Origin of the sequence: Streptomyces sp. NPDC026206 (assembly GCF_040638465.1) — a bacterium.
Taxonomy (GTDB): domain Bacteria; phylum Actinomycetota; class Actinomycetes; order Streptomycetales; family Streptomycetaceae; genus Streptomyces.
The window spans coordinates 35,043-55,238 of the sequence record NZ_JBEZYL010000005.1 but is presented as its reverse complement, the minus strand read 5'-3'; the positions used below and the strand labels follow the sequence as shown (position 1 = coordinate 55,238).

The window sequence follows — 20,196 nt, the reverse complement described above, 5'->3', positions numbered from 1 at the left end:
CCAGAGATCGATGAGACGGATCTGCTCGCGTGTTTGCGAGCAGATCCGTCCCTCCGTCTGGTGGAGATGGCGGGAATCGAACCCGCGTCCAACGGTGCAGAATCAGGGCTTCTCCGTGTGCAGTTCGCTGCGCTTTTCTCGGCCCCGGAGATCACGCGAACAAGTCTCCGACGGGCCCAGTCACTGTTTGATTTCCCACCAGGTCCCGTGACCGGACCTAGTGGTTTAGTTCCCTAGCTGATGCCAGGATCCGGGTCGGGAACAGCCCCGGGCTGACACTTCGCAAGTCGCTACTTAGGCAGCGAGGGCGAAGGAATCGCGCTTGGTGTTGGCGATTATTGGTTGCGACATATGGTTTACGAGATCATTGCCGCTTCCTCGACACGCTTCCCCTGCTTCGACATCCGCTGTCGAAACCGATCATCCCCATGTTGTTTTTTCAAGGTACGCACGCGGCACCACCCGGTGTGCATGCAGCCCATCGTACGTGACCAACGCACGACGGTGCCAGCTAATTCCCGGCGGGTGCTGCACCCGCTGGGCCGGCTACACCCGCTGGGCCCGCTGGCGCCTGCGCGCCGCCGCGATCGCGCGGTTCGACTCGCGCGTGTCCTGCTTCTCGCGCAGCGTCTGCCTCTTGTCGTACTCCTTCTTGCCCCTGGCCAGCGCGATCTCGACCTTGGCCCGGCCCTCCTTGAAGTAGATGGCGAGCGGCACGATGGTGTGCCCCGTCTCCTGCGACTTCGAGGCGAGCTTGTCGATCTCGGCCCGGTGCATCAGCAGCTTGCGCTTGCGGCGCGCGCTGTGGTTGGTCCACGTGCCCTGGGTGTACTCGGGGATGTGGGCGTTGTGCAGCCACGCCTCGCCGCCGTCGATCTGCACGAAGCCGTCCGCCAGCGAGGAGCGGCCCTGACGCAGCGACTTCACCTCGGTACCGGTCAGCACCATGCCGCACTCGTAGGTGTCCAGAATGTGGTAATCATGCCGCGCCTTCTTGTTCTGCGCGACCAGTTTGCGACCCGTCTTCTCTTTAGCCATAGCGCCGCCATTCTCGCACTACGACCCACCCCCGAGGCCACTCAATACTGTGCGGGCCCGCTGCTCGGCGGCGCCGCGCACCACCAGGTCGGGTGTGATGCCGCAGCCGTCGACCCGGCGCCCGGCGGGGGTGCGGTAGTGGCCGACGGTGAGCTCGGCGACCGAGCCCTCCGCGAGCCGGCTGGGCATCTGCACGGACCCCTTGCCGAAGGTCCGTGAGCCCACGACGACCGCCCGGCCCCGGTCCTGCAGGGCACCGGCCAGCAGCTCGGCGGCGCTCATGGTGCCGCCGTCGACGAGCACGACCAGGGGCCGCCGGGTGTCGCCGCCCCGCCCGGCCCGCAGGACCCGCGGCCGGCCGTGGACGTCGTAGGTCGCGACGAGGCCGCCGTCGAGGAAGGCGGAGGCCGTGGTGACGGCCTCGGCGAGCAGCCCGCCCGAGTTGCCGCGCAGGTCCAGCACGACGCCCTCGCCGGGCGCGGCCGCCCGCACCGCGTCCCGGACCCGCTCGCCGGTGCCCTTGGTGAACGCCGCCACCTTGATCATGGTCGCGGGGGTCCCGCCGGCCCCGCGCCCACCGCCCAGCCGGCCGACCTCGACGCTCTCGGTGACCAGCCGCTCCCTCAGCAGCATCCGTTCCCACCTGCGGTCGCCGCGCTGCAGCCCGATCCGTACGGGCGTGCCGGGTGCGGCCGCGGGCCAGGCGGCGAAGGACCGGCCGTCGCCGCGCAGCAGGGAGACGACCTCGGTCACCGGGCGGCCGGTGACGTCCATGGCGTCGACGGTACGGATCCGGTCACCGGAGCGGACCCCGGCCCGCTCGGCGGGGCTGCCGGGCCGGACGCTGTCGACCTCCATCCGCCCGCCGCCCGTGCGCCGGGTGGTGAGGCCGACGCCGACGTACGCGCCGTCGAGCGCCAGCGCGAATCCTTCGTACTCCCGGGGGCTGTAGACCGCGCTCCAGGCATCACCGCTGCGGTCGAGGACCTCGGCGGCCGCCTCCGAGCCGGACCTGCCGTCCCGGGCGGCCTCCTGCGCCGCGGCCTCCAGGGCGCTGCGGTCGACGGCCCGGGCGGCGGTACGGGGCGGGGTGCGGTGCCCCGTCGGACTCCGGCCATCCTGTCCCTCGTCGTCCCAGGAGCCCGTCGCGGCACCCGTCGCCAGCACACCCACGAAGACCAATGTCAGAGCGGCCCCGCGGCGGGCGCGGCGCGGCGGAGCGGGCATCGTCGGGCCGGGCATGCGCGTGAGTCTAGGACACCGAAGGGCGCCGCACGGGGAGTTGACCGCACGGCGCCCTTGGCACGTCCTACACCTTGAGGTATTTCCTCAGGGCCGCGAAGGCCGCCAGCGCGGGCATGAGCAGACCGATGGCGAGCACCAGCGGCAGCTTGGCCAGCACTGCGTCCCAGCCGATGAACTGGATGACGTCGATGTGGTGGGCGAGCCAGTTGTTCACCAGGAAGTACTGTCCGCCGACCAGCAGGACACAGGCGAAGCCCGCGCCGAGCAGCCCGGCGAAGGCGGCTTCCATGATGAACGGGATCTGGATGTAGAAGCTGGACGCGCCGACCAGCCGCATGATCCCGGTCTCCCGCCGGCGGCTGAAGGCCGAGACGCGGACCGTATTGACGATCAGCATCAGCGCCACCACGAGCATCAGGGCCATCACGCCCAGCGCCGCGATGTTCATTCCGTTCAGGAGGTTGAACAGGTTCTCGAGCAGGGTCTTCTGGTCCTGCACCACCTGCACGCCGGGGCGCTGGGAGAAGGCGCTGGAGATGACCGCGTATTTGGAGGGGTCCTTGAGCTTGACGCGGAAGGACTCCTGCATCTGGTCCGGGGTGAGGGAGCCGGCGATCGGTGATTTACCGAACTGCTCCTTGTAGTGCTTGTACGCCTGGTCGGCGGTCTCGAACTGGACGTTCTGGACGACCGACATCTTCTGCAGGTCGGTCTTGATCTGCTTCTTCTGCTCGTCGGTGGCCACGCCCTTGGCGCAGGCGGGGTCCGACTCGGCGTCGATCTTGTTGCAGAGGAAGATCGAGACATTGACCTTGTCGTACCAGTAGCCCTTCATCGTGCTCACCTGTTCACGCATGAGCAGGGAACCGCCGAACAGGGCGAGCGACAGGGCGACGGAGACGATGACGGCGAAGGTCATCGTGAGATTGCGGCGGAGACCGACGCCGATCTCCGACAGGACGAACTGGGCGCGCATGGCGTCCTCTCACTGCCTTTCAGTGCTGGTAGCCGTAGACGCCGCGCGACTGGTCGCGCACGAGACGGCCCTGTTCGAGTTCGATGACGCGCTTGCGCATCTGGTCGACGATCTGCTGGTCGTGGGTGGCCATGATGACCGTGGTGCCGGTCCGGTTGATGCGGTCGAGCAGCTTCATGATGCCGACCGACGTCTGGGGGTCCAGATTTCCGGTGGGCTCGTCGGCGATCAGCAGCATCGGGCGGTTGACGAACGCGCGGGCGATCGCGACGCGCTGCTGCTCACCGCCGGAGAGCTCGCCGGGCATCCGCTCCTCCTTGCCGCCGAGCCCCACCAGCTCCAGAACCTGCGGGACGGCCTTGCGGATCTCCCCGCGCGGCTTACCGATGACCTCAAGGGCAAACGCGACATTCTGCGCGACTGTCTTGTTCGGCAGCAGCCGGAAGTCCTGGAAGACGGTGCCCAACTGGCGACGCATCTGCGGCACTTTCCAGTTGGAGAGCCGGGCGAGATCCTTGCCGAGCACATGGACCTGGCCGTGACTGGCCCGCTCCTCACGAAGCAGCAGCCGAAGGAACGTGGACTTCCCGGAGCCCGAGGAGCCGACCAGGAAGACGAACTCGCCTTTCTCGATCTCGAGCGAGACGTCCCGGAGCGCCGGACGGTTCTGCTTGGGGTAGGACTTGGAGACGTTGTCGAATCGGATCACGAGAGCACCACGCGTCGACCTGGATAGCGGCACGGAACGCCGCGTTCACGGCGCCCGTCGGTGTGCGTGACCATACCGAACCGCCCGTGTACGCGCAGTCGGCATCGGGGGTCGGCGCCGCCATTACTGGCACGATCGGGGGCAAATCCTGGACAATCGGCCCCCGTCTCGCGGTTTGCGGGACCGCACGCGCCGAACAGCGGGAAAGCTGGCACAGTGGTAAGGGGAACCGCAGGGCGCTCCCGCGCGTTGGACGTACCGGAGGAGGACATCGCATGACATGCGACCGACTGGTGTGCGCCAACTGCGCGGCCCCCGTCATGGAGGGCAGGTGCCCGGTCTGCCGGGCGAGCCGCGAACGGCTGCAGCACCAGGAAGGCGGCTTCGGCGGGCTGACCCCGACGGCACTCATAGTGCTGCTCGTGGCGCTCGTCGCGGTGACGGTACTGCTCCGCGGCTTCGCAGGGTAGCGGCACGGCTACATATTCGTGAATGTGCGAGGCCCGAGGCGCTGGGAGCGCGCCTCGGGCCTCGGACGTGTGCGGTACGCAGGGACGGGTACCGCTGGGGACTACCGCTGTCAGGCGGCGGTGCTGCGGTTGATCAGGCGGGGCAGCATCCGGAAGCCGATGCCACCCGCGATCATCGTCGCGGCACCGGCCACGAGGAAGGCGGTCTGACCGGCACCGGTCTGCGCCAGCTCGCCGGTCTGGGCCAGCTCCTCCTTGGGCTTGCCCTGCTGGACGGGCTGCGAGCCGGCACTGTCGGTGCTGGTGTTGCAGTTGCCGTCGGTGTCCACCGGGCAGGTGCGGGCGTCGTCGCCGCCGCTGTTGCCGCCGCCGGTGCCGCCGGTGGCGGAGCCGTTGTGGTTGTCGCCGCCGGTGGAGCCGGTGGAGCCGCTGCCACCGGAGGTGCCGTGGTCGCCACCGGTGGAACCGCTACCGCCGGTCGAACCGCTGCCGCCGGTGGAGCCGTGGTCGCCGCCGGTCGTGCCGCCACCCGTGGTGCCACCGCCGGTCGTGCCACCGCCCGTGGTGCCACCGCCGGTCGTGCCACCGCCCGTGGTGCCGCCACCGGTCGTCTCACCACCCGTGGTGCCACCGCCGGTCGTGCCACCGCCCGTGGTGCCACCGCCGGTCGTCTCACCACCGGTCGTGCCACCGCCTGTGGTGCCACCGCCGGTCGTGCCACCGCCGGTCGTCTCACCGCCCGTAGTGCCACCACCCGTGGTACCACCGCCAGTGGTGCCACCACCGGTCGTCTCACCGCCCGTAGTGCCACCGCCTGTGGTGCCGCCACCGGTCGTGCCACCGCCCGTGGTGCCACCGCCGGTCGTCTCACCGCCCGTGGTACCACCGCCCGTCGTACCGCCGCCCGTGGTGCCACCGGGAGTGGTGGGCTGCGGGATCTCGGTGGGGCCGGAGGTCGGGTCATCGGCGCCGGCGGTGTGGACGTCCACGCTCGCCTTCACCCCGATGCCGGGGACCTCGACGCCGACACCGGCGGCCGAAGCCGCGCCGGCGGCCGTCAGCGAAGCACCCGCGGCGATCATCGCGCCGGCGGCTATTCGCGCAACGCGCAGCCGCGTCTTGTTCGTCATTGCCTGCTACCCCCAGTAGCTGATCTCGTCAATGGAGCAGCTATGCACAGGGCGGTGGCGCTTCGGGGGCGGCGTGACCGAACCGGCCGCATACAGTCGTACGCGCCGGGACGCTCGCCCCCCGCCACACGTGCCCCAGTGATACGCATGCCGCACGCCAGCCTTCCCAGTTTTCAGGGCAGCGTCAAGGCAGTTACGGGCGTGATGTCCCGCTACGCGGGGGTTGATCAACTTTGTCGGGCCAGGTGGTTCTACTTCTCCTGCTGCTTGCGCCAGCGGATCCCGGCCTCCAGGAAGCCGTCGATGTCGCCGTCGAGGACGGAGGTGGGGTTGCCGACCTCGAACTCGGTGCGGAGGTCCTTGACCATCTGGTACGGGTGCAGGACGTACGAACGCATCTGGTTGCCCCAGGAGTTGCCGCCGTCACCCTTGAGGGAATCCATGAGCGCCTGCTCCTCCTGGCGGCGGCGCTCGAGGAGCTTGGCCTGGAGGACGTTCATGGCGCTCGCCTTGTTCTGGATCTGCGAGCGCTCGTTCTGGCAGGAGACCACGATCCCGGTGGGGAGGTGCGTGATGCGGACGGCGGAGTCGGTCGTGTTGACGCCCTGGCCGCCGGGGCCCGACGCCCGGTAGACGTCGATGCGCAGCTCGGACTCGTCGATGTCGACGTGGTCGGACTGCTCGACGACCGGGAGCACCTCGACGCCCGCGAAGGACGTCTGGCGGCGGCCCTGGTTGTCGAAGGGGGAGATGCGGACCAGGCGGTGGGTGCCCTGCTCGACGGAGAGGGTGCCGTACGCGTACGGGGCCTTGACCACGAAGGTGGTCGACTTGATGCCGGCCTCTTCCGCGTACGAGGTCTCGTACACCTCGGTCGAATAGCCGTGCCGCTCGGCCCAGCGCAGGTACATGCGCTGCAGGCGCTCGGCGAAGTCGGAGGCGTCGACGCCGCCGGCCTCGGCGCGGATGTTGACGAGCGCCTCACGGGAGTCGTACTCGCCGGAGAGGAGGGTACGGACCTCCATCTCGTCCAGCGCCTTCCTCACCGACTCCAGCTCGGCCTCGGCCTCGGCCTGGGTGTCCGCGTCGGCCTCGGCCTCGGCGAGCTCGAAGAGCACCCCGAGATCGTCGATGCGGCTGCGCAGCGCCTCGGTCTTGCGCAGCTCCGCCTGGAGGTGCGACAGCTTGCTGGTGATCTTCTGTGCCGCGTCCGGGTCGTCCCAGAGCGACGGGGCCGCCGCCTGCTCCTCGAGCACGGCGATGTCGGCCCTCATCCTGTCGAGGTCCAGAACGGCCTCGATCGACCCCATGGTCGAGGAGAGGGACTTCAGCTCTTCGGATACATCAACGACTGCCACGCACCCAGCCTAACGGCTACGCCGGGCTCCCCGGTCCGAAGGGCGGCACCCTGCCGTATCCGGAACCCGCCGTTCTGGGCTCACGGCCCGGGCCGGACGTCCCGCCGCAGCGGCGGAAAGAAGAAGACCGGCCTGTTCATGACCGCCGCGACGGAGATCCACCGCGGCGGTGATCCGCCGGCACCGGAACTGCGATCCGCCGGAACCGCGGTCCGCCATGAGGTCCCGGTCCGGCGGTGCCGGACCGGCCGCCCCGCGTGCCCCGGTGCCGCGGGCTACCGCAGAGGGGCCACCGACCCCTGGGCCGGGTCCTGGGTGGGGGTGCGGGGCGGTTCCGTGCGGTGGACGCCGGGCTGCTTGCCGCCCGGCTTCGCGTCGCCCGGGTCCGTCCCGCCGCTCGTGGCGAACCAGCCGCCCACCCCGGCCGCGGCGGCCAGCGCGACCGCCGCCGCGCCGAGCCGGATGCGGCGCCGCCGCACCTCCTCCGCCGACGACCGGTGCCGTGCGGAACCGGCGCGGCGCTGGCCGGGCGAGCGCGGGGCCCGCGCCGTGCCGTGCGCACCACCGGCCAGTTCCTCCGGGCCCGGCACGCGCATGCTGGTGTGGGTGTCCCGGCTGGAGTCGGAGACGGCGCCCGGTACGAGCGGCACCGCGCCGCGGCGGCGGGGGCCGGGAGCGGCGACGGGCGGGCCGGACCCGGCAGCACCGCTTCCGTACGCGCCCTCGCGCTCGGCGTCGTCGGCTTCGTTCTCGTCCGGCTCGTCGATGTCGAGCGGCGGGATGCCGGCCAGTCCGGGCAGCAGTTCGCGCAGCCGTGCCGCGAGTTCCGAGGCGCGCAGCCGGGAGGCGGGGGCCTTCGCGAGGCACTGCACGACGAGCTGCCACAGCTCGTCGGGGATGCCGGGCAGCGGGGCCACGGTCTCCGTGACGTGCCGGCGCAGTACCGCGCCCGGGTGGCCGCCGCCGAAGGGCGTGAAGCCGGCCAGCAGCTCGTACAGGACGGTGGCCAGGGCGTACACGTCGACGGACGCGCGCGGCGGCAGGCCCTCGATGATCTCCGGCGCCAGGTAGTCCGGGGTCCCGATGATGCTGCGCGCCCCGGGCGGGCGGCCGCCGCCGTCCGCGCCGGCCGGCCGCTCGCCCCGCTCGGCGCGTTCGCGGGCGGGGCGCGGGAAGTCGACGAGCCGGGCGATGCCGAAGTCCGTGAGCAGCGCGGGGTGCGCGCCGCCGGGCCCGAGGGGGCCCTGCATGTCGAGGAGGACGTTCTCCGGCTTGACGTCGCGGTGGATGATCCCGGCGGCGTGCGCGGCGGCGAGGCCGTCCGCGACGTCGGCGACGATGGCTACGGCCGCCTCGGGCGCGAGGCGCCGCTCGCGGTCGAGGCGCGTGCGCAGGTCCGTGCCGCGGATGAGGTCCATGACCAGGGCGAGGTCGGCGCCGTCGACGACGAGGTCGCGGACGCCGACCACGTGCGGGTGGTCGAGGCCGAGGAGGGCCGCGCGCTCCTGCACGAAACGGCCGACGAGCTCCTGGTCGGAGGCGAGGTCCTCGCGCAGGAGCTTGATGGCGACCGGGCCCTCGGGGCCGTCGCCGAGCCACACCGTCCCGGCACTGCCGCGCCCCAGGACCTGGTGGGCGGTGTACCGGCTGCCGATCTTCCGTGCCAAGACTGTTCCCCGACTCCTCCGTCATCCGACAGGCTCGCTGGCGACCAAGCTACGCGGCCGAGGGGGCGTTGGGGACACCGATTCGGCGCCAACCGTTACTTCTGAGGCAGAAAACACCCTTCGGGTGTCGACATATCGACCGCCTCGTCCCCGGCCTGTCGGATTACCGGTTCACCGGCTGGAAATCAGGTTCGAGATCCAGTCCTTCGCGTCGGTGGCCCAGTCCCAGGTGGCGTCCCAGAAGCTCTTGCCGTCGGCGACCCAGTCCTTGAGCGGGGTGAACTCCCAGATCAGCCAGGAGCCCACGAACAGGATGACGATCATGAACAGGCAGCCCTTGAGGCAGCCCAGGCCCGGGATCCGCATGGGGTTCGCGCTGCGCTGCCGGGGCGCGCGCGGCTCGCGGCGAGGGGCGGGGGCCGGCTCGGGCGCGGGCGGGGCGTACCGCTGCGGCTGGGCTTGAGGCTGCGGCTGGGGCGGCTGCGGCGTCTGGTAGCGGGGCGCCCGCTGGGGCTGCTGCCGCTGCGGAGGCCGCGGAGGTGCGTAGGGCTGGGGCTGCTGCTGGGGCTGAGGCGCGTAGTGCGGCGGCTGCTGCCCGTAGTGCTGCTGGGGTCGCTGCTGTCCCTGCGGCGGCTGCTGGGGCTGTTGAGGCGCCGCGCGGCGTTGGGGGCGGCGGCGCAGCGGGTCCTCGCTCGGGTCGAGGTACTGCGCCTGGGTCTGGTCGTTGCGGTCGCGGGCCGCGCGCATCTGGGTCTGCCACGGGTGCGGGCTGTCGCCCTGCTCCGGCCCCGGGGGCACCGGCGGCATGACCCGGGTGCCGTCAGGGCCGCCGTGCGGGCCCTGGCCCGCTGGCAGCACCTGCGTGGGCTCGGCGCCCGGTCCGCCGGGACCGGGCGGGGTGCCCGGCAGGACGCTGGTCGCGGCGTTCGGGTCGTAGGGGTCGTACGCGCCCGGGGCGCGGCCGCCGGCGGGCAGCACCTGGGTGGGCTCGGCGTCGCCGGCCCCGGGCGCCGTGCCCAGGCCCGTGCCGGGTACGTGGGTGGGCTCGGGGTCGGGGGCGAGCAGCGCGGCGACGCCCAGCGCGGCCTCGGCCTGGGCCGGCGAGGCGTGCACGCCGACGCCCGCTGCGACCACGCGCAGGGCGCGGGCGAGGTTCTCGGCGCTGGGCCGCTCCTCGGGGCGCTTGCGCAGGCAGCGCTCTATGACCGTCCACAGCGGCTCGGGGACGGTGGTGGGGCGGCGGGGCTCCGCGCTGAGGTGCTGGTGCAGTACCTCCAGAGCGGTGCCGCCCCCGAACGGCGGACGGCCGGTGACCAGCTCGTACAGCAGGATGCCGGCGCCGTAGATGTCGACGGCGGAGGTCTGCGGGCGGCCCTCGGCCGACTCGGGCGCGACATAGGCCGGGGTGCCGACGAACTCGTGGGTGCGGGTGAGACCCGGTGAGTCCGCGAGGCGCGCGATGCCGAAGTCGGTGAGCATCGGGTGCATCTGGCCGCTGTCGTTCTTCAGCAGGACGTTGGCGGGCTTCAGGTCCCGGTGCACGACACCGTCGGCGTGGCTCGCGGCGAGGGCGTCGGCGATCTGCGCGGTGAGCAGCGCGGCCGCCACGGGGGTGAACGGTCCGTTCTCCCGCAGGTAGCGGTGCAGGTCCGGGCCTTCGACGAGGTCCATGACCAGCGCGAGCAGGTCGCCCTCGACGACGAGGTCGCGGGTGCGGACGATGTTGGGGTGGGTGAGCCGGAGCAGGACGGAGCGTTCGCGCAGGAAGCGCATCACGACGTCCGCGTCGTTGGCCAGCTCCTCCTTGAGGACCTTGATCGCCAGGGTCTCGCCCGGCTGTCCGGCCACCGACGCCTCGGCGCCGGCCGTCTCACGCTGGCGGGCTCGCCAGACGGTGCCCGTGGCTCCGCGTCCGAGCGGCTCCTCGAGCAGGTATTTGCTGCCTACCGGCCGCACGTCATGCGCTCCCTGGTCGTGATCCGAGCTTTGCGATCCAGCTTTCGCCTTCCGCCCACTGTAGTGCCGCACCGGCGGACCGTTGGTCCGGTGAATCCGGTGGGGCTCAGGAGAAAGACGCGGCCCACGGATGGATGGTTGCCGGGGAGGCGATGCTGTCGTAAATAACGGCAAGAAAGGGGTCGAGACCGGGCAACTCAGGGAAGAATTCAGCCATCGCCCGACGGTGAGCTGGAGCTTCCGCATACTCGGATGGTCTTTCAAGATCACGAATCGGCTCTCGCCGGGCGAGTTGTCGGTGGCAGGTGCGAGGATGCTCGCAGCACGGATGCCGGGGAGGGAGCGGGAAACCCCGCGCTACGTGGTGACCTGTACGTGCCGACGCGCCCGTGCGAGGTGGGGGAAGGCCGCCTGCCCCTGTCGCGCACCTGGGGCAGGAAGGGACCGTTGACGGCGATGCAGATCCGGCTGACCGTCCTCGGGCCGCTCAGCGGCCACACCACGTGCGCTTGCGATGTGCTCGTGACCGCCCCTGCGGGGACCGCGCTGGCCGCTGTCTCCAGCGGCCTCGCCGCCGCCGTGGCCGCGGCCGGCTCCGACCTCGGCAGCGGTGCCGTCGTCGTCCACGCCGGCACCGAGCGGCTCGACGCGCAGCGGTGCGCGCTGGGCGAGCCCCCACTGATCGACGGCGCGGTGCTCTCCCTGGGCGCCCCCGCCGACCCCGAGCGGCACGCGGGCGTGCTCCCCTGTGGAGCCCCGGACGCCGCCGCGCGTCTGCACGTCGTCTCGGGCCCGGACGCCGGCGGCGTCCACCTCCTGCACGGCGGCGAGGTCCGCGTCGGCCGCTCCAGTTCGGCGGACATCCCGCTGGACGACCCCGACGTCTCGCGCCTGCACTGTGCGGTGACCCTCGCCGACGACGGCAGCGTCACCCTGCACGACCTGGGCTCGACGAACGGCACGACCCTGGAGGGCGAAGCTGTCGACGGCGTCCGCGTCCCGCTGCCCCCGGGCGCGCTGCTGCGCGTCGGGGAGTCGACGCTGAGCCTGTACGGCACCGGTGCCCCGGAGCCCGCCGCGCTGCCGGCCGCCCCGGACGGGGAGGGCCACCTGCGGGTCGGTACGACCGCCGCCGCGGCCCCGGAGCGCGCCGCCGGGGCCGCCACGTCGAACGGCACGGGCCTCGCCCGCTTCGGTGGAACGACGGATACCGGGGCACCCGCCACCCCCGGTTCCGTGGGCCGGGGCAGTACGTCCCATGCCGCCGGCTTCGCCGGACTTCCCGGCCACACCGGCCCGGGGCGGAGCGAGAGCCCCACCCCGCCGGCCGGCACGCCCGTCCCCGGACCGGAGGGCGGGCCCGCCGAGGGCGGCCGGCGCAACCGCGGCATAGGAGCCTGGGCCCGCCGCCTGGCCGGCGGGCGCGGCGCGCAGCGCATTCCCGGCGACGCCGCCGCCGAGGGCCTTCCTCCCGGTGCGGACACCGACGTCCAGGACGCCACCGCCACCACCGCCGCCGCGCTGCGCGAGCGCTGGCCGGACCCGGCGGCGGTGCTGCTGACCGCCCTCGGGCCGGGCCCGCGGCTGTGGGAGCGCGGACCGGACCACCCTGACCTGCTGACCGTGCGACTGGGAACGGCCGACCGGTACGACCCCGACGGCAGCGGGCCGCTGCCGTGCGTGCCGGTGACGGTCGGGCTGCGCCAGGCCGGGGCACTCGGCCTGGCCGGACCCCGGGCGCGACTGTCCGGACTGGCCCGTTCCGTCCTGGCGCAGCTCGCCGCGCTGCACGCGCCCACCACGCTCGAGTACGTCCTGATCAGCGCGGACCGCTCGCGTCCGGTCGAGGAGCGGCTGGCGGAGTGGTCCTGGCTGGGCTGGCTGCCGCAGCTGCGCCCCGCGCACGGCCAGGACTGCCGGATGCTGCTCGCCTACGACCGCGAGCAGGCCGAGGCCCGCGTCGCCGAGCTCGTACGCCGACTGGACGACGGCCCGCTGGGCCCGCACTGGGCCACGGCCTCCCCCGAGGCCGTCGCGACGGCCGCCGCCGGCCACCGGGGCCCGTACACGGTCCTGATCGTCGACGGCGACCCCGGATCGGCGGCGCTGCGCGAGACGGTCGCGCGGCTGGCCGCGGGCGGCCCGGCCGCGGGCGTCCACCTGCTGTGCCTGGCGGAGGCCCCGGCCACCACGCCGTCCTCGCCCGTCTCGGCCACGCTCGCGACGGCCGAGGCGGCCTCGCCCGCGTTCCCGCACTGCGGCGCGGTGGCCCTGCTCAGCGGCGACGTGGCCACGGTGGTCCAGGTCATCCGCCGCCCCCCGGCACCCGTGCCGCTCCCGGCGGGGAACGGACAGGCCTCCCGTCCGGCCCCGGCGGCACCCGCCGGCGCCGCCGTGATCGGCGCCCTGGACGCGGTGTCCGGCGCCTGGGCCGAGCGCTTCGCGCGGGCGCTGGCGCCGCTGCGGATGGCCGACACGGCCGGCGACCCGGCGCACGCCTCGCGGATCGCCGCGGCGCTGCCGCGCACGGCCCGGCTGCTGGACGAGCTGGGCCTCGCCCGCGCCACGCCCGCCTCCCTCACCGCCCGCTGGGCGGCCGCCACCGATCGCGGCGCCCGGCCCGGCGGACGCGCCGTCGCGGTGCTGGGCGCGGGGCCGCACGGTCCGCTGACCGTCGACCTGGCGGCGGACGGGCCGCATCTGCTGGTGGAGGGCGGTCCCGGCAGCGGGAAGACCGAGCTGCTGCGCTCGCTCGCCGCCTCGCTCGCGGCCGCCGACCGGCCGGACCGGCTCTCGCTCGTCCTGGTCGACGGGGCCGCCGCCGAGCGCGGCGAGGGCCTGCGCGTGTGCACGGACCTGCCTCACGTGTCGACGTATCTCGCCGCCGCCGACCCGGTGCGCATGCGGGAGTTCGCCCAGGCGCTCGGCTCGGAGCTCAAGCGCCGCGCCGAGCTGCTGGGCACCCTCGACTTCACCGGCTGGCACGACCGGCACCCCGCCCCCTCCCCGGGCCCGGGCGTCGTCGCACCCAGACGCTCCCCGGAGCCGCTCTCCGCCGACCTCGAGCCCAGCGGCACGCTCAAGCTGCGCACGCAGCGCGACGCTCCGGCACGCACGGCGGACACGGCCCTGCCCCGGCTCGTCGTCCTCGTCGACGACTTCGACGCCCTCGTCGCGCCCGCCCTCGGCAGCACCGGCCGCCCGGCGGCCGGTTCGGTCGTACGGGCGCTGGAGGCCGTCGCCCGGGACGGCGAGCGGCTCGGGGTGCACCTGATCGCCGCGTCCGGCCGCCCGGAGCGCACGGCCGACACGGCGGCGGTCGAGCGCGCGGGGCTGCGCGCGGCACTGGAGATCGCGCCCCCGGCGCCCGATGCCCCCGCGGGGGCGGACGGCAGCGGTGGCGGGGGTGAACCGGCGCCGGGCCGCGGCCGGTTGCAGCGCCCGGACGATGCCGCGGCGACGCCCTTCCAGGCCGGCCGGGTCACCGGCCGCATTCCCCGCACGGCCACGCTCCGCCCCACGGTGGTGCCGCTGGACTGGCAGCGCATGGGCGATCCGCCCACCCGCCGCCCGCTGCGCGAGCTGGGTAACGGCCCCACCGACCTGGCCCTCCTGGCCAGCGCGCTGCAGCGCGCGGCCCAGTCCGCGGGGGCGCAGGCGGCTCCTCCGCTGCTGTAGCCGCGTCACAGCCCGGTCACGATAGGCGAGTTGACACCGGAGACGGTATTGCGGCAGCTCGTGACCGGGCGTAGGACTGTCGCACGGGAGTGCGGCCATACGCCGGGGGTGACGTGCGGCGAGGCCGTCTACGGGGACCGGGCACAGGAGGTACGGCCATGCGCACGGCAACACGTACATCGCTGGGCACGACCCGCGCGACACGCGCGGCAAGGAGCATACTCGCGCTGGCCTCGGCGGGGGCCCTGGCCCTCGCCGCCACGGGGTGCGGTGACAGCGACGGGGGCAAGGAGGACGGCGGCAAACAATCCTCCTCGCCGGTGCCGGGCAAGTCCGACGTCATCCCCCATACCGTCCAACTCCCCAAACTCGACGGCCAGAAGCTCAAGGTGACGGCCGTCTGGACGGGCGCCGAGCAGAAGAGCTTCACCAAGGTGCTGGACGAGTTCGCCAAGCGCACGGGAGCCGAGGTCTCCTTCGTGCCCAGCGGCGACGACATGTCCGCCTTCGTCGGCTCGAAGGTGGCCGGCGGCGACCCGCCGGACGTGGCGATGCTGCAACAGCCCGGTGTCCTGCGGGAATTCGCGCAGAAGGGCTGGCTCAAGCCGCTCAGCGGTGATGTCACGGCGCAACTCGAAAAGAACTTCGCCAAGGGCTGGCGGGAGCTCGGCTCGTACGAGGGCAAGCAGTACGGTGTGTACTTCAAAGCGACCAACAAGTCCCTCGTCTGGTACAACACCAAGGTCTTCGCCGCGGCGGGCGCCAAGGAACCCAAAACCTGGCCGGAGTTCCTGAGCACCGCGCAGGCCATCGCCGACTACGGCATCGCCCCCGTCTCGGTCGGCGGGGCGGACGCCTGGACCCTCACCGACTGGTTCGAGAACATCTATCTCTCGCAGGCGGGCCGGGAGAAGTACGACCAGCTCGCCCAGCACAAGATCAAGTGGACGGACGCGTCCGTGAAGGACGCGCTGACCACCCTCGGCCAGCTCTTCGGCAAGAAGGAACTGCTGACGGGCGGCAACGACGGCGCGCTGCAGACCCAGTTCCCCACCTCCGTCACCCAGACCTTCTCCGGCGGCGAGAAGGCGAAGGCCGCCATGGTCTTCGAGGGCGACTTCGCGGCGGCCAACATCACCGGCGCCAAGGCGAGGATCGGCACGGATGCCAAGGTCTTCCCGTTCCCGGCGGTGGGCAGCCGCTCCCCCGTGGTGACCGGCGGTGACGTGGGCGTGGCGCTCAAGGACGGCCAGGCCGCGCAGGCGCTGCTGACGTTCCTGGCCTCCTCCGACGCCGCGGGGATCTGGGCGAAGGAGGGCGGTTTTGTATCGGCCAACAAGAACCTCGACCCGGCCGCCTACCCCGACGACGTGCTGCGCTCGATCGCCAAGGCGCTCGTAGCGGCCGGGGACGACTTCCGCTTCGACATGTCCGACCAGGCCCCCGCCTCGTTCGGCGGCAAGCCCGGCCAGGGCGAGTGGAAGCAGCTGCAGGACTTCCTGCGCAACCCCGGTGACGTGGAGGGCACCCAGCAGCGGCTGGAGTCCGACGCGGCCAAGGCGTTCAAGAGCTGACGGGACCGGCACCGTGACCACCGCGACCGCTCCCCCACCGCCGGCCGCACCGGCCGGCAAGCGCAAGAGCGTGCTGGGCACCCGTCCCTGGGTGGCCGCCTGCTTCCTGCTGCCCGCGCTGGCCCTGCTCGGCGCCCTCGTCGTCTACCCCATCGGCTACTCCGTCTACCGCAGCCTCTTCGACGCCTCGGGCGACGGCTTCGTCGGCGCCGACAACTACCAGGAGGTCTTCACCGACGAACGCATCCGCACGGCCCTGAAGAACAACGTCATCTGGGTCGTCGTCGCCCCGGCCGTCGCCACCTCCCTCGGCCTGATCTTCGCCGTGCTCACCGAAAGGGTGCGCTGGGGCACGGCGTTCAAGCTGGTCGTCTTCATGCCGATGGCCATCTCGATGCTCGCGGCGGGCATCATCTTCCGTCTGGTGTACGAGCAGAACCCGGACCGCGGCGTCGCGAACGCGGTGTGGGTCGGCATCCACGACACCTTCGCCGCCCCCGCTCCCTACCCGGGCGCCCGCCCCCGCCCGACCGGGGACCTCGCGGCGAGCAGCGGCGGCTCGTACACCACGAAGACGGCGGTACGGGCCGGGACGGCGGTCGCGCTGCCGCTGGTCGCCGTGAAGCCGGAGGACGTGGGCGGCGCGAAGGAGGCGATACCCGCGCGGGACATGGCCGGGAAGGTCACCGGCACGGTGTGGATGGACTTCACCCGGGGCGGCGGCGGGACCGCCGGCAAGATCGACGCGGGTGAGCGGGCGCTGGCGGGCATCACGGTGGAGGCGGTCAAGGACGGCAGGTCCGTCGCCTCGGCCACGACGGACTCCGACGGGACCTTCACCCTGCCCCCCTCCGCGGACGGCGCCCGGCTGCGCCTGCCCGCAGCGAACTTCGCCTCGGCCTACAACGGCGTCGACTGGCTGGGCCCCTCGCTGGTGACGCCGGCCATCATCGGGGCCTACATCTGGATGTGGGCGGGCTTCGCGATGGTCCTCATCGCGGCGGGCCTGGCGAGCGTGCCGCGCGAGCTGTTGGAGGCGGCGCGGGTCGACGGCGCGAACGAGTGGCAGGTCTTCCGGCGGGTGACGGTGCCCCTGTTGGCGCCGGTCCTCGCGGTCGTCGTCGTCACACTCATGATCAACGTGCTGAAGATCTTCGACCTCGTCTACATCATCGCGCCCGGCTCCAGCCTCGACAACGCCAACGTCCTCGCGCTGCAGCTCTACCAGTCGTCCTTCGGCACCGACGTCAACCAGGGCGTGGGCAGCGCCATCGCCGTCTTCCTGCTGCTGCTCGTCACACCGGTGGTCATCGTGAACATCCGCCGGATTCGCAAGGAGAGGGAGGGCCGGTGATGGCCACCACGAGCACGGTCGTCAAGGCCGAGCAGTCGCTGCCGGCCCGGATCGTCGCCCGCCTCGGCGGGGGCACGACGCGCGTCTTCCTCATCGTGGTCGCGCTGTTGTGGCTGATGCCGACGGTGGGACTGCTGCTGTCCTCACTGCGCGACAAGTCCGACATCGCGGACTCGGGGTGGTGGCAGGTCTTGAGCCATCCCGCCCAGCTCACCACGGAGAGCTACAGCAACCTCTTCGGCAACGACAAGGTCATGCACTCCCTCCTGACCACCGCCCTGATCACCGTCCCGGCGACGGTGCTGGTGATCCTCATCGGCGCCCTCGCGGGGTACGCCTTCGCCTGGCTGGACTTCCCCGGCCGAGACTGGTGGTTCATGGTGGTCGTGGGACTGCTGGTGGTCCCGGTGCAGGTCGCGCTCATTCCCGTGGCCAAGCTCTTCAACCTGCTGGGCATCTTCGAGTCCACGGTGGGCGTCGTCCTCTTCCACGCCGCCTTCGGGCTGCCGTTCGCGGTGTTCCTGCTGCGCAACTTCTTCGCGGAGATCCCGCGCGAGCTCCTGGAGGCGGCGCGCCTGGACGGGGCCGGCGAACTGCGGCTGTTCACCCGCGTCGTACTGCCGCTGGGCGGGCCGGCCATCGCCTCACTGGGCATCTTCCAGTTCCTGTGGGTCTGGAACGACATGCTGGTCGCCCTGATCTTCGCGGACAGCGGCAACCCGCCGATCACGGTCGCCCTGCAGCAGCAGGTCCGCCAGTTCGGCGACAACGTGGACGTCCTCGCCTCGGGCGCCTTCCTCTCGATGATCGTGCCACTCGCGGTCTTCTTCGCCTTCCAGCGCCAGTTCGTGAGCGGGGTGATGGCGGGCGCGGTCAAGTGACCTCTTGCCCTCGAGCGCCGGACGGACGCGAATCGCGCCGCCCGGCGCTTGAGGACCAGGACACACCCAGCCCCTCGGGCGCTTGAGGACCAGGGCACACCCAGCCCGTCCGGCGCTTGAGAACCAAGGCACACCCAGCCCTCCAGCGCTTGAGAACCAGGACACACCCAGCCCGTCCGGCGCTTGAGGACAAGAAACGGTGAAAGGGCGGGGCAGGGGCAACTTCCCCCGGAGTACGCACACCGCGCGGCCCCCCCTATCGGCGCACGTACAACGAAACCGCACCACCCCGCACGAACACCACCGACTCCTCCCGCCACCCCCCGTCCCGCAGCACCCTCACCTTCGCCGCCTCCGCCCGCTGCGCCCGGAACCACGGCGTACCGACCGTTGTCGTGTCCGCCACCACCCATACCCGCTGCCGCGCGGGAAGCCGCCGCATACGAGCCGCCAGTTCCTCGGCCCCGACCTCCTCGCCGAAGAGCGTGCCGGAAGCAGCCGGCGACTGCCCAAGCGTGAGATCGCGCAGCCCGGAGAAGTCCCGCGGGTACGCCAGCGCTGTGCGGCGCTCGTGGAGCGGCAGGAACAGCACCGCGTCGCCATGCTGAGCCACCCGCCCCACCACCGCGGCAACGCGGGCGAGTTCGTCCCCCCGACCGGCCGGAAGCCGCTCACGCTCGTGAAAGGGAAGCTGGGTGACGAACGCCACCGCGACGGCGGTCACTCCGGCGGCCGTCACCACCCGCCGCCACGGCAGGAACCCCAGCAGCCGTTCGGCGCCGGCCGCGGCGAGCAGCGGCACACCCGCCAGGCTGAACAGCAGGTACCGGTCGAGGAACAGCGGCTGCCGCTGCGAGGCGGCGTAGAGCAGGACCGGCGGGACGACGGCCAGCGGCAGGGCGACCGCGTTCAGCCCGAGCCGCTCGGTGCGGGGCAGCGGGACGAGCAGGGCGACGACGGCCAGGAGGACGGTGACGGTCACGACGGCCTCGCCGGGCCCGGCGAAGGCGTAGAGGAGGGCCTCGGCCTGCTCGTAGCCGGGGGTACGGATCCATGAGACCTGTTCGCCCTGACGGCGGGAGACCACGACCAGCGGTGCCAGGACCACGCACACCCCCGCGGCCGCGCAGCCCCAGCGACCCAGGACGCGCCAGGGCACGCGCGAGGCGAGCAGCGTCACGGCGTGCGCGGCGAGCAGCAGGACGGCGAACTCGTGCAGCAGCGCCGTGACCGCGACCACCGCGGCGTAGGCCGCCCACCGCCCGTACGGTGAGTCGTTCTCGGCCGCCCGTATCAGGAGCCAGGTGGCCAGCGCGGCGCCCGCCGCAACCAGCGCATACGAGCGGCCCTCCTGGGCGTAGTGGCTGACGAACGGCGTGACCGCGTACAGCAGCCCCGCCCACAGGCCCACCCGGGGCCGGGCCAGGCGGCTGCCGATGACGGCGACCAGGGCGGCGGTGGCGGCCGCCGCCGCGACGGACGGCAGCCTCAGTGCCGTCTCGTCGGCCCGCAGGGCCAGGACGGGGTGCATCAGCAGGTAGTACAGGCCGTGCACGGCATCGATGCTGCCGAGCAGATGCCCGATCTCCGGCAGCGAGCGGCGAGCCACCTGGAAGGTGGCCCCCTCGTCCCGCCACATCGTGCCCCGGTCCAGCCCCCACAGCCCGAGCAGCAGCATGACGCCGGCCGGCACGGCGGCCACGAGCACGGCCGTCGCGGACCCCGGCAGTGAGGGGAACGCGGGCCTCCGCCCGACCGGTCTCAGCACCGCCCAAGGAACCGCCCGAGGTGCCGACTGAGGTGCCGCCCGAAGTGCCACCCGAGGAACCGTCCAAGGTGCCGCCCGAGGCGCCACCGGCCGTGCCACCGGCCGTGCCACCGGCCGTGCCACCGGCCGTGCCACCTGAGGTGTCGCCCGAGGTGTCGCCCGAGGTGCCAACGGCTGTGTCGCTCGCTGTGTCGCCCGAGGCGCATCCTCAGGTGCCGACCGGGGCGCCTCCCGGTGTCCCTTCCCGCGCTCCTCCCGACGTTCCTCCCCGGGTCCCGCCCCACACTCCTCCCGGCACTCCTCCCGGCGCTCCTTCCGGCGTTCCTCCCCGGGCCCCGACCGCTGTGCCATCCGTCCCATCTCCGCCCCTTCCCCATTCCCGCCTTCCACGC

General features: G+C 72.7%; 14 protein-coding genes and 1 other RNA gene. 5 read left to right on the top strand and 10 right to left on the bottom strand.

The window, feature by feature from the left end; genetic code table 11:
- Positions 1-58: 58 nt before the first annotated feature.
- From ssrA to ftsE, 5 genes are all read right to left on the bottom strand, one after another.
- Positions 59-428, bottom strand: a transfer-messenger RNA (tmRNA) gene (ssrA, locus tag AB0F13_RS10255).
- A 118-nt stretch (positions 429-546) separates the two neighbouring features.
- Positions 547-1,038, bottom strand: a complete 492-nt coding sequence (gene smpB, locus AB0F13_RS10250) for an SsrA-binding protein SmpB (RefSeq protein WP_362078210.1) — start codon at positions 1,036-1,038, stop codon at positions 547-549.
- 18 nt (positions 1,039-1,056) lie between these two features.
- Positions 1,057-2,280 carry a S41 family peptidase gene (locus AB0F13_RS10245; RefSeq protein WP_362078207.1) on the bottom strand — a complete coding sequence of 408 codons (1,224 nt, stop codon included), beginning with the start codon at positions 2,278-2,280 and terminating at the stop codon, positions 1,057-1,059.
- Between the two features lie 67 nt (positions 2,281-2,347).
- Positions 2,348-3,259 carry a permease-like cell division protein FtsX gene (ftsX, locus tag AB0F13_RS10240; protein ID WP_362078204.1) on the bottom strand — a complete coding sequence of 304 codons (912 nt, stop codon included), beginning with the start codon at positions 3,257-3,259 and terminating at the stop codon, positions 2,348-2,350.
- A 19-nt stretch (positions 3,260-3,278) separates the two neighbouring features.
- Positions 3,279-3,968 carry a cell division ATP-binding protein FtsE gene (gene ftsE / locus AB0F13_RS10235; protein ID WP_071961958.1) on the bottom strand — a complete coding sequence of 230 codons (690 nt, stop codon included), beginning with the start codon at positions 3,966-3,968 and terminating at the stop codon, positions 3,279-3,281.
- A gap of 275 nt (positions 3,969-4,243) precedes the next feature.
- On the opposite strand from ftsE, the gene AB0F13_RS10230 reads away from it, so the two are divergent.
- A complete protein-coding gene (locus tag AB0F13_RS10230) occupies positions 4,244-4,438 on the top strand; it encodes a hypothetical protein (protein ID WP_362078200.1) in 195 nt (64 codons plus the stop codon).
- A 110-nt stretch (positions 4,439-4,548) separates the two neighbouring features.
- Here the strand turns inward: AB0F13_RS10230 and AB0F13_RS10225 are convergent, their stop codons facing one another.
- The 4 genes from AB0F13_RS10225 to AB0F13_RS10210 all read right to left on the bottom strand — a co-directional run bounded on the left by AB0F13_RS10225 (position 4,549) and on the right by AB0F13_RS10210 (position 10,549).
- A complete protein-coding gene (locus tag AB0F13_RS10225) occupies positions 4,549-5,568 on the bottom strand; it encodes a hypothetical protein (RefSeq protein WP_362078197.1) in 1,020 nt (339 codons plus the stop codon).
- A gap of 251 nt (positions 5,569-5,819) precedes the next feature.
- Positions 5,820-6,926, bottom strand: coding sequence for a peptide chain release factor 2 (gene prfB / locus AB0F13_RS10220; RefSeq protein ID WP_362078194.1), 1,107 nt, complete (start codon positions 6,924-6,926; stop codon positions 5,820-5,822).
- Between the two features lie 275 nt (positions 6,927-7,201).
- Positions 7,202-8,593 carry a serine/threonine-protein kinase gene (locus AB0F13_RS10215; protein WP_362078191.1) on the bottom strand — a complete coding sequence of 464 codons (1,392 nt, stop codon included), beginning with the start codon at positions 8,591-8,593 and terminating at the stop codon, positions 7,202-7,204.
- 171 nt (positions 8,594-8,764) lie between these two features.
- The gene (locus tag AB0F13_RS10210; protein WP_362078188.1) at positions 8,765-10,549 is read right to left on the bottom strand and encodes a serine/threonine-protein kinase; all 1,785 of its coding nucleotides are present in this window, start codon (positions 10,547-10,549) and stop codon (positions 8,765-8,767) included.
- 456 nt (positions 10,550-11,005) lie between these two features.
- On the opposite strand from AB0F13_RS10210, the gene AB0F13_RS10205 reads away from it, so the two are divergent.
- The 4 genes from AB0F13_RS10205 to AB0F13_RS10190 all read left to right on the top strand — a co-directional run bounded on the left by AB0F13_RS10205 (position 11,006) and on the right by AB0F13_RS10190 (position 18,036).
- Positions 11,006-14,227, top strand: coding sequence for an FtsK/SpoIIIE domain-containing protein (locus AB0F13_RS10205; RefSeq protein WP_362078816.1), 3,222 nt, complete (start codon positions 11,006-11,008; stop codon positions 14,225-14,227).
- 158 nt (positions 14,228-14,385) lie between these two features.
- Positions 14,386-15,801, top strand: a complete 1,416-nt coding sequence (locus AB0F13_RS10200) for an ABC transporter substrate-binding protein (RefSeq protein ID WP_362078185.1) — start codon at positions 14,386-14,388, stop codon at positions 15,799-15,801.
- Between the two features lie 13 nt (positions 15,802-15,814).
- Positions 15,815-17,155, top strand: a complete 1,341-nt coding sequence (locus tag AB0F13_RS10195) for an ABC transporter permease subunit (protein ID WP_362078182.1) — start codon at positions 15,815-15,817, stop codon at positions 17,153-17,155.
- Complete coding sequence (locus tag AB0F13_RS10190; protein ID WP_362078180.1) at positions 17,155-18,036, top strand: carbohydrate ABC transporter permease; 882 nt, start codon at positions 17,155-17,157, stop codon at positions 18,034-18,036. Before AB0F13_RS10195 ends, AB0F13_RS10190 begins: the two co-directional genes overlap by 1 nt.
- A gap of 256 nt (positions 18,037-18,292) precedes the next feature.
- Here the strand turns inward: AB0F13_RS10190 and AB0F13_RS10185 are convergent, their stop codons facing one another.
- Entirely contained in the window at positions 18,293-19,738 is a 1,446-nt protein-coding gene (locus AB0F13_RS10185) for a glycosyltransferase family 39 protein (protein ID WP_362078177.1), read from the bottom strand.
- Positions 19,739-20,196: the final 458 nt, after the last annotated feature.

Bases quoted from the DNA above. Each gene is read 5' to 3' on its own strand.
- AB0F13_RS10200 (WP_362078185.1), top strand. From the start codon at position 14,386: ATGCGCACGGCAACACGTACATCGCTGGGCACGACCCGCGCGACACGC.
- smpB (WP_362078210.1), bottom strand. From the start codon at position 1,038: ATGGCTAAAGAGAAGACGGGTCGCAAACTGGTCGCGCAGAACAAGAAG.
- AB0F13_RS10205 (WP_362078816.1), top strand. From the start codon at position 11,006: ATGCAGATCCGGCTGACCGTCCTCGGGCCGCTCAGCGGCCACACCACG.
- AB0F13_RS10230 (WP_362078200.1), top strand. From the start codon at position 4,244: ATGACATGCGACCGACTGGTGTGCGCCAACTGCGCGGCCCCCGTCATG.
- AB0F13_RS10190 (WP_362078180.1), top strand. From the start codon at position 17,155: ATGGCCACCACGAGCACGGTCGTCAAGGCCGAGCAGTCGCTGCCGGCC.
- AB0F13_RS10245 (WP_362078207.1), bottom strand. From the start codon at position 2,280: ATGCCCGGCCCGACGATGCCCGCTCCGCCGCGCCGCGCCCGCCGCGGG.
- AB0F13_RS10225 (WP_362078197.1), bottom strand. From the start codon at position 5,568: ATGACGAACAAGACGCGGCTGCGCGTTGCGCGAATAGCCGCCGGCGCG.
- ftsX (WP_362078204.1), bottom strand. From the start codon at position 3,259: ATGCGCGCCCAGTTCGTCCTGTCGGAGATCGGCGTCGGTCTCCGCCGC.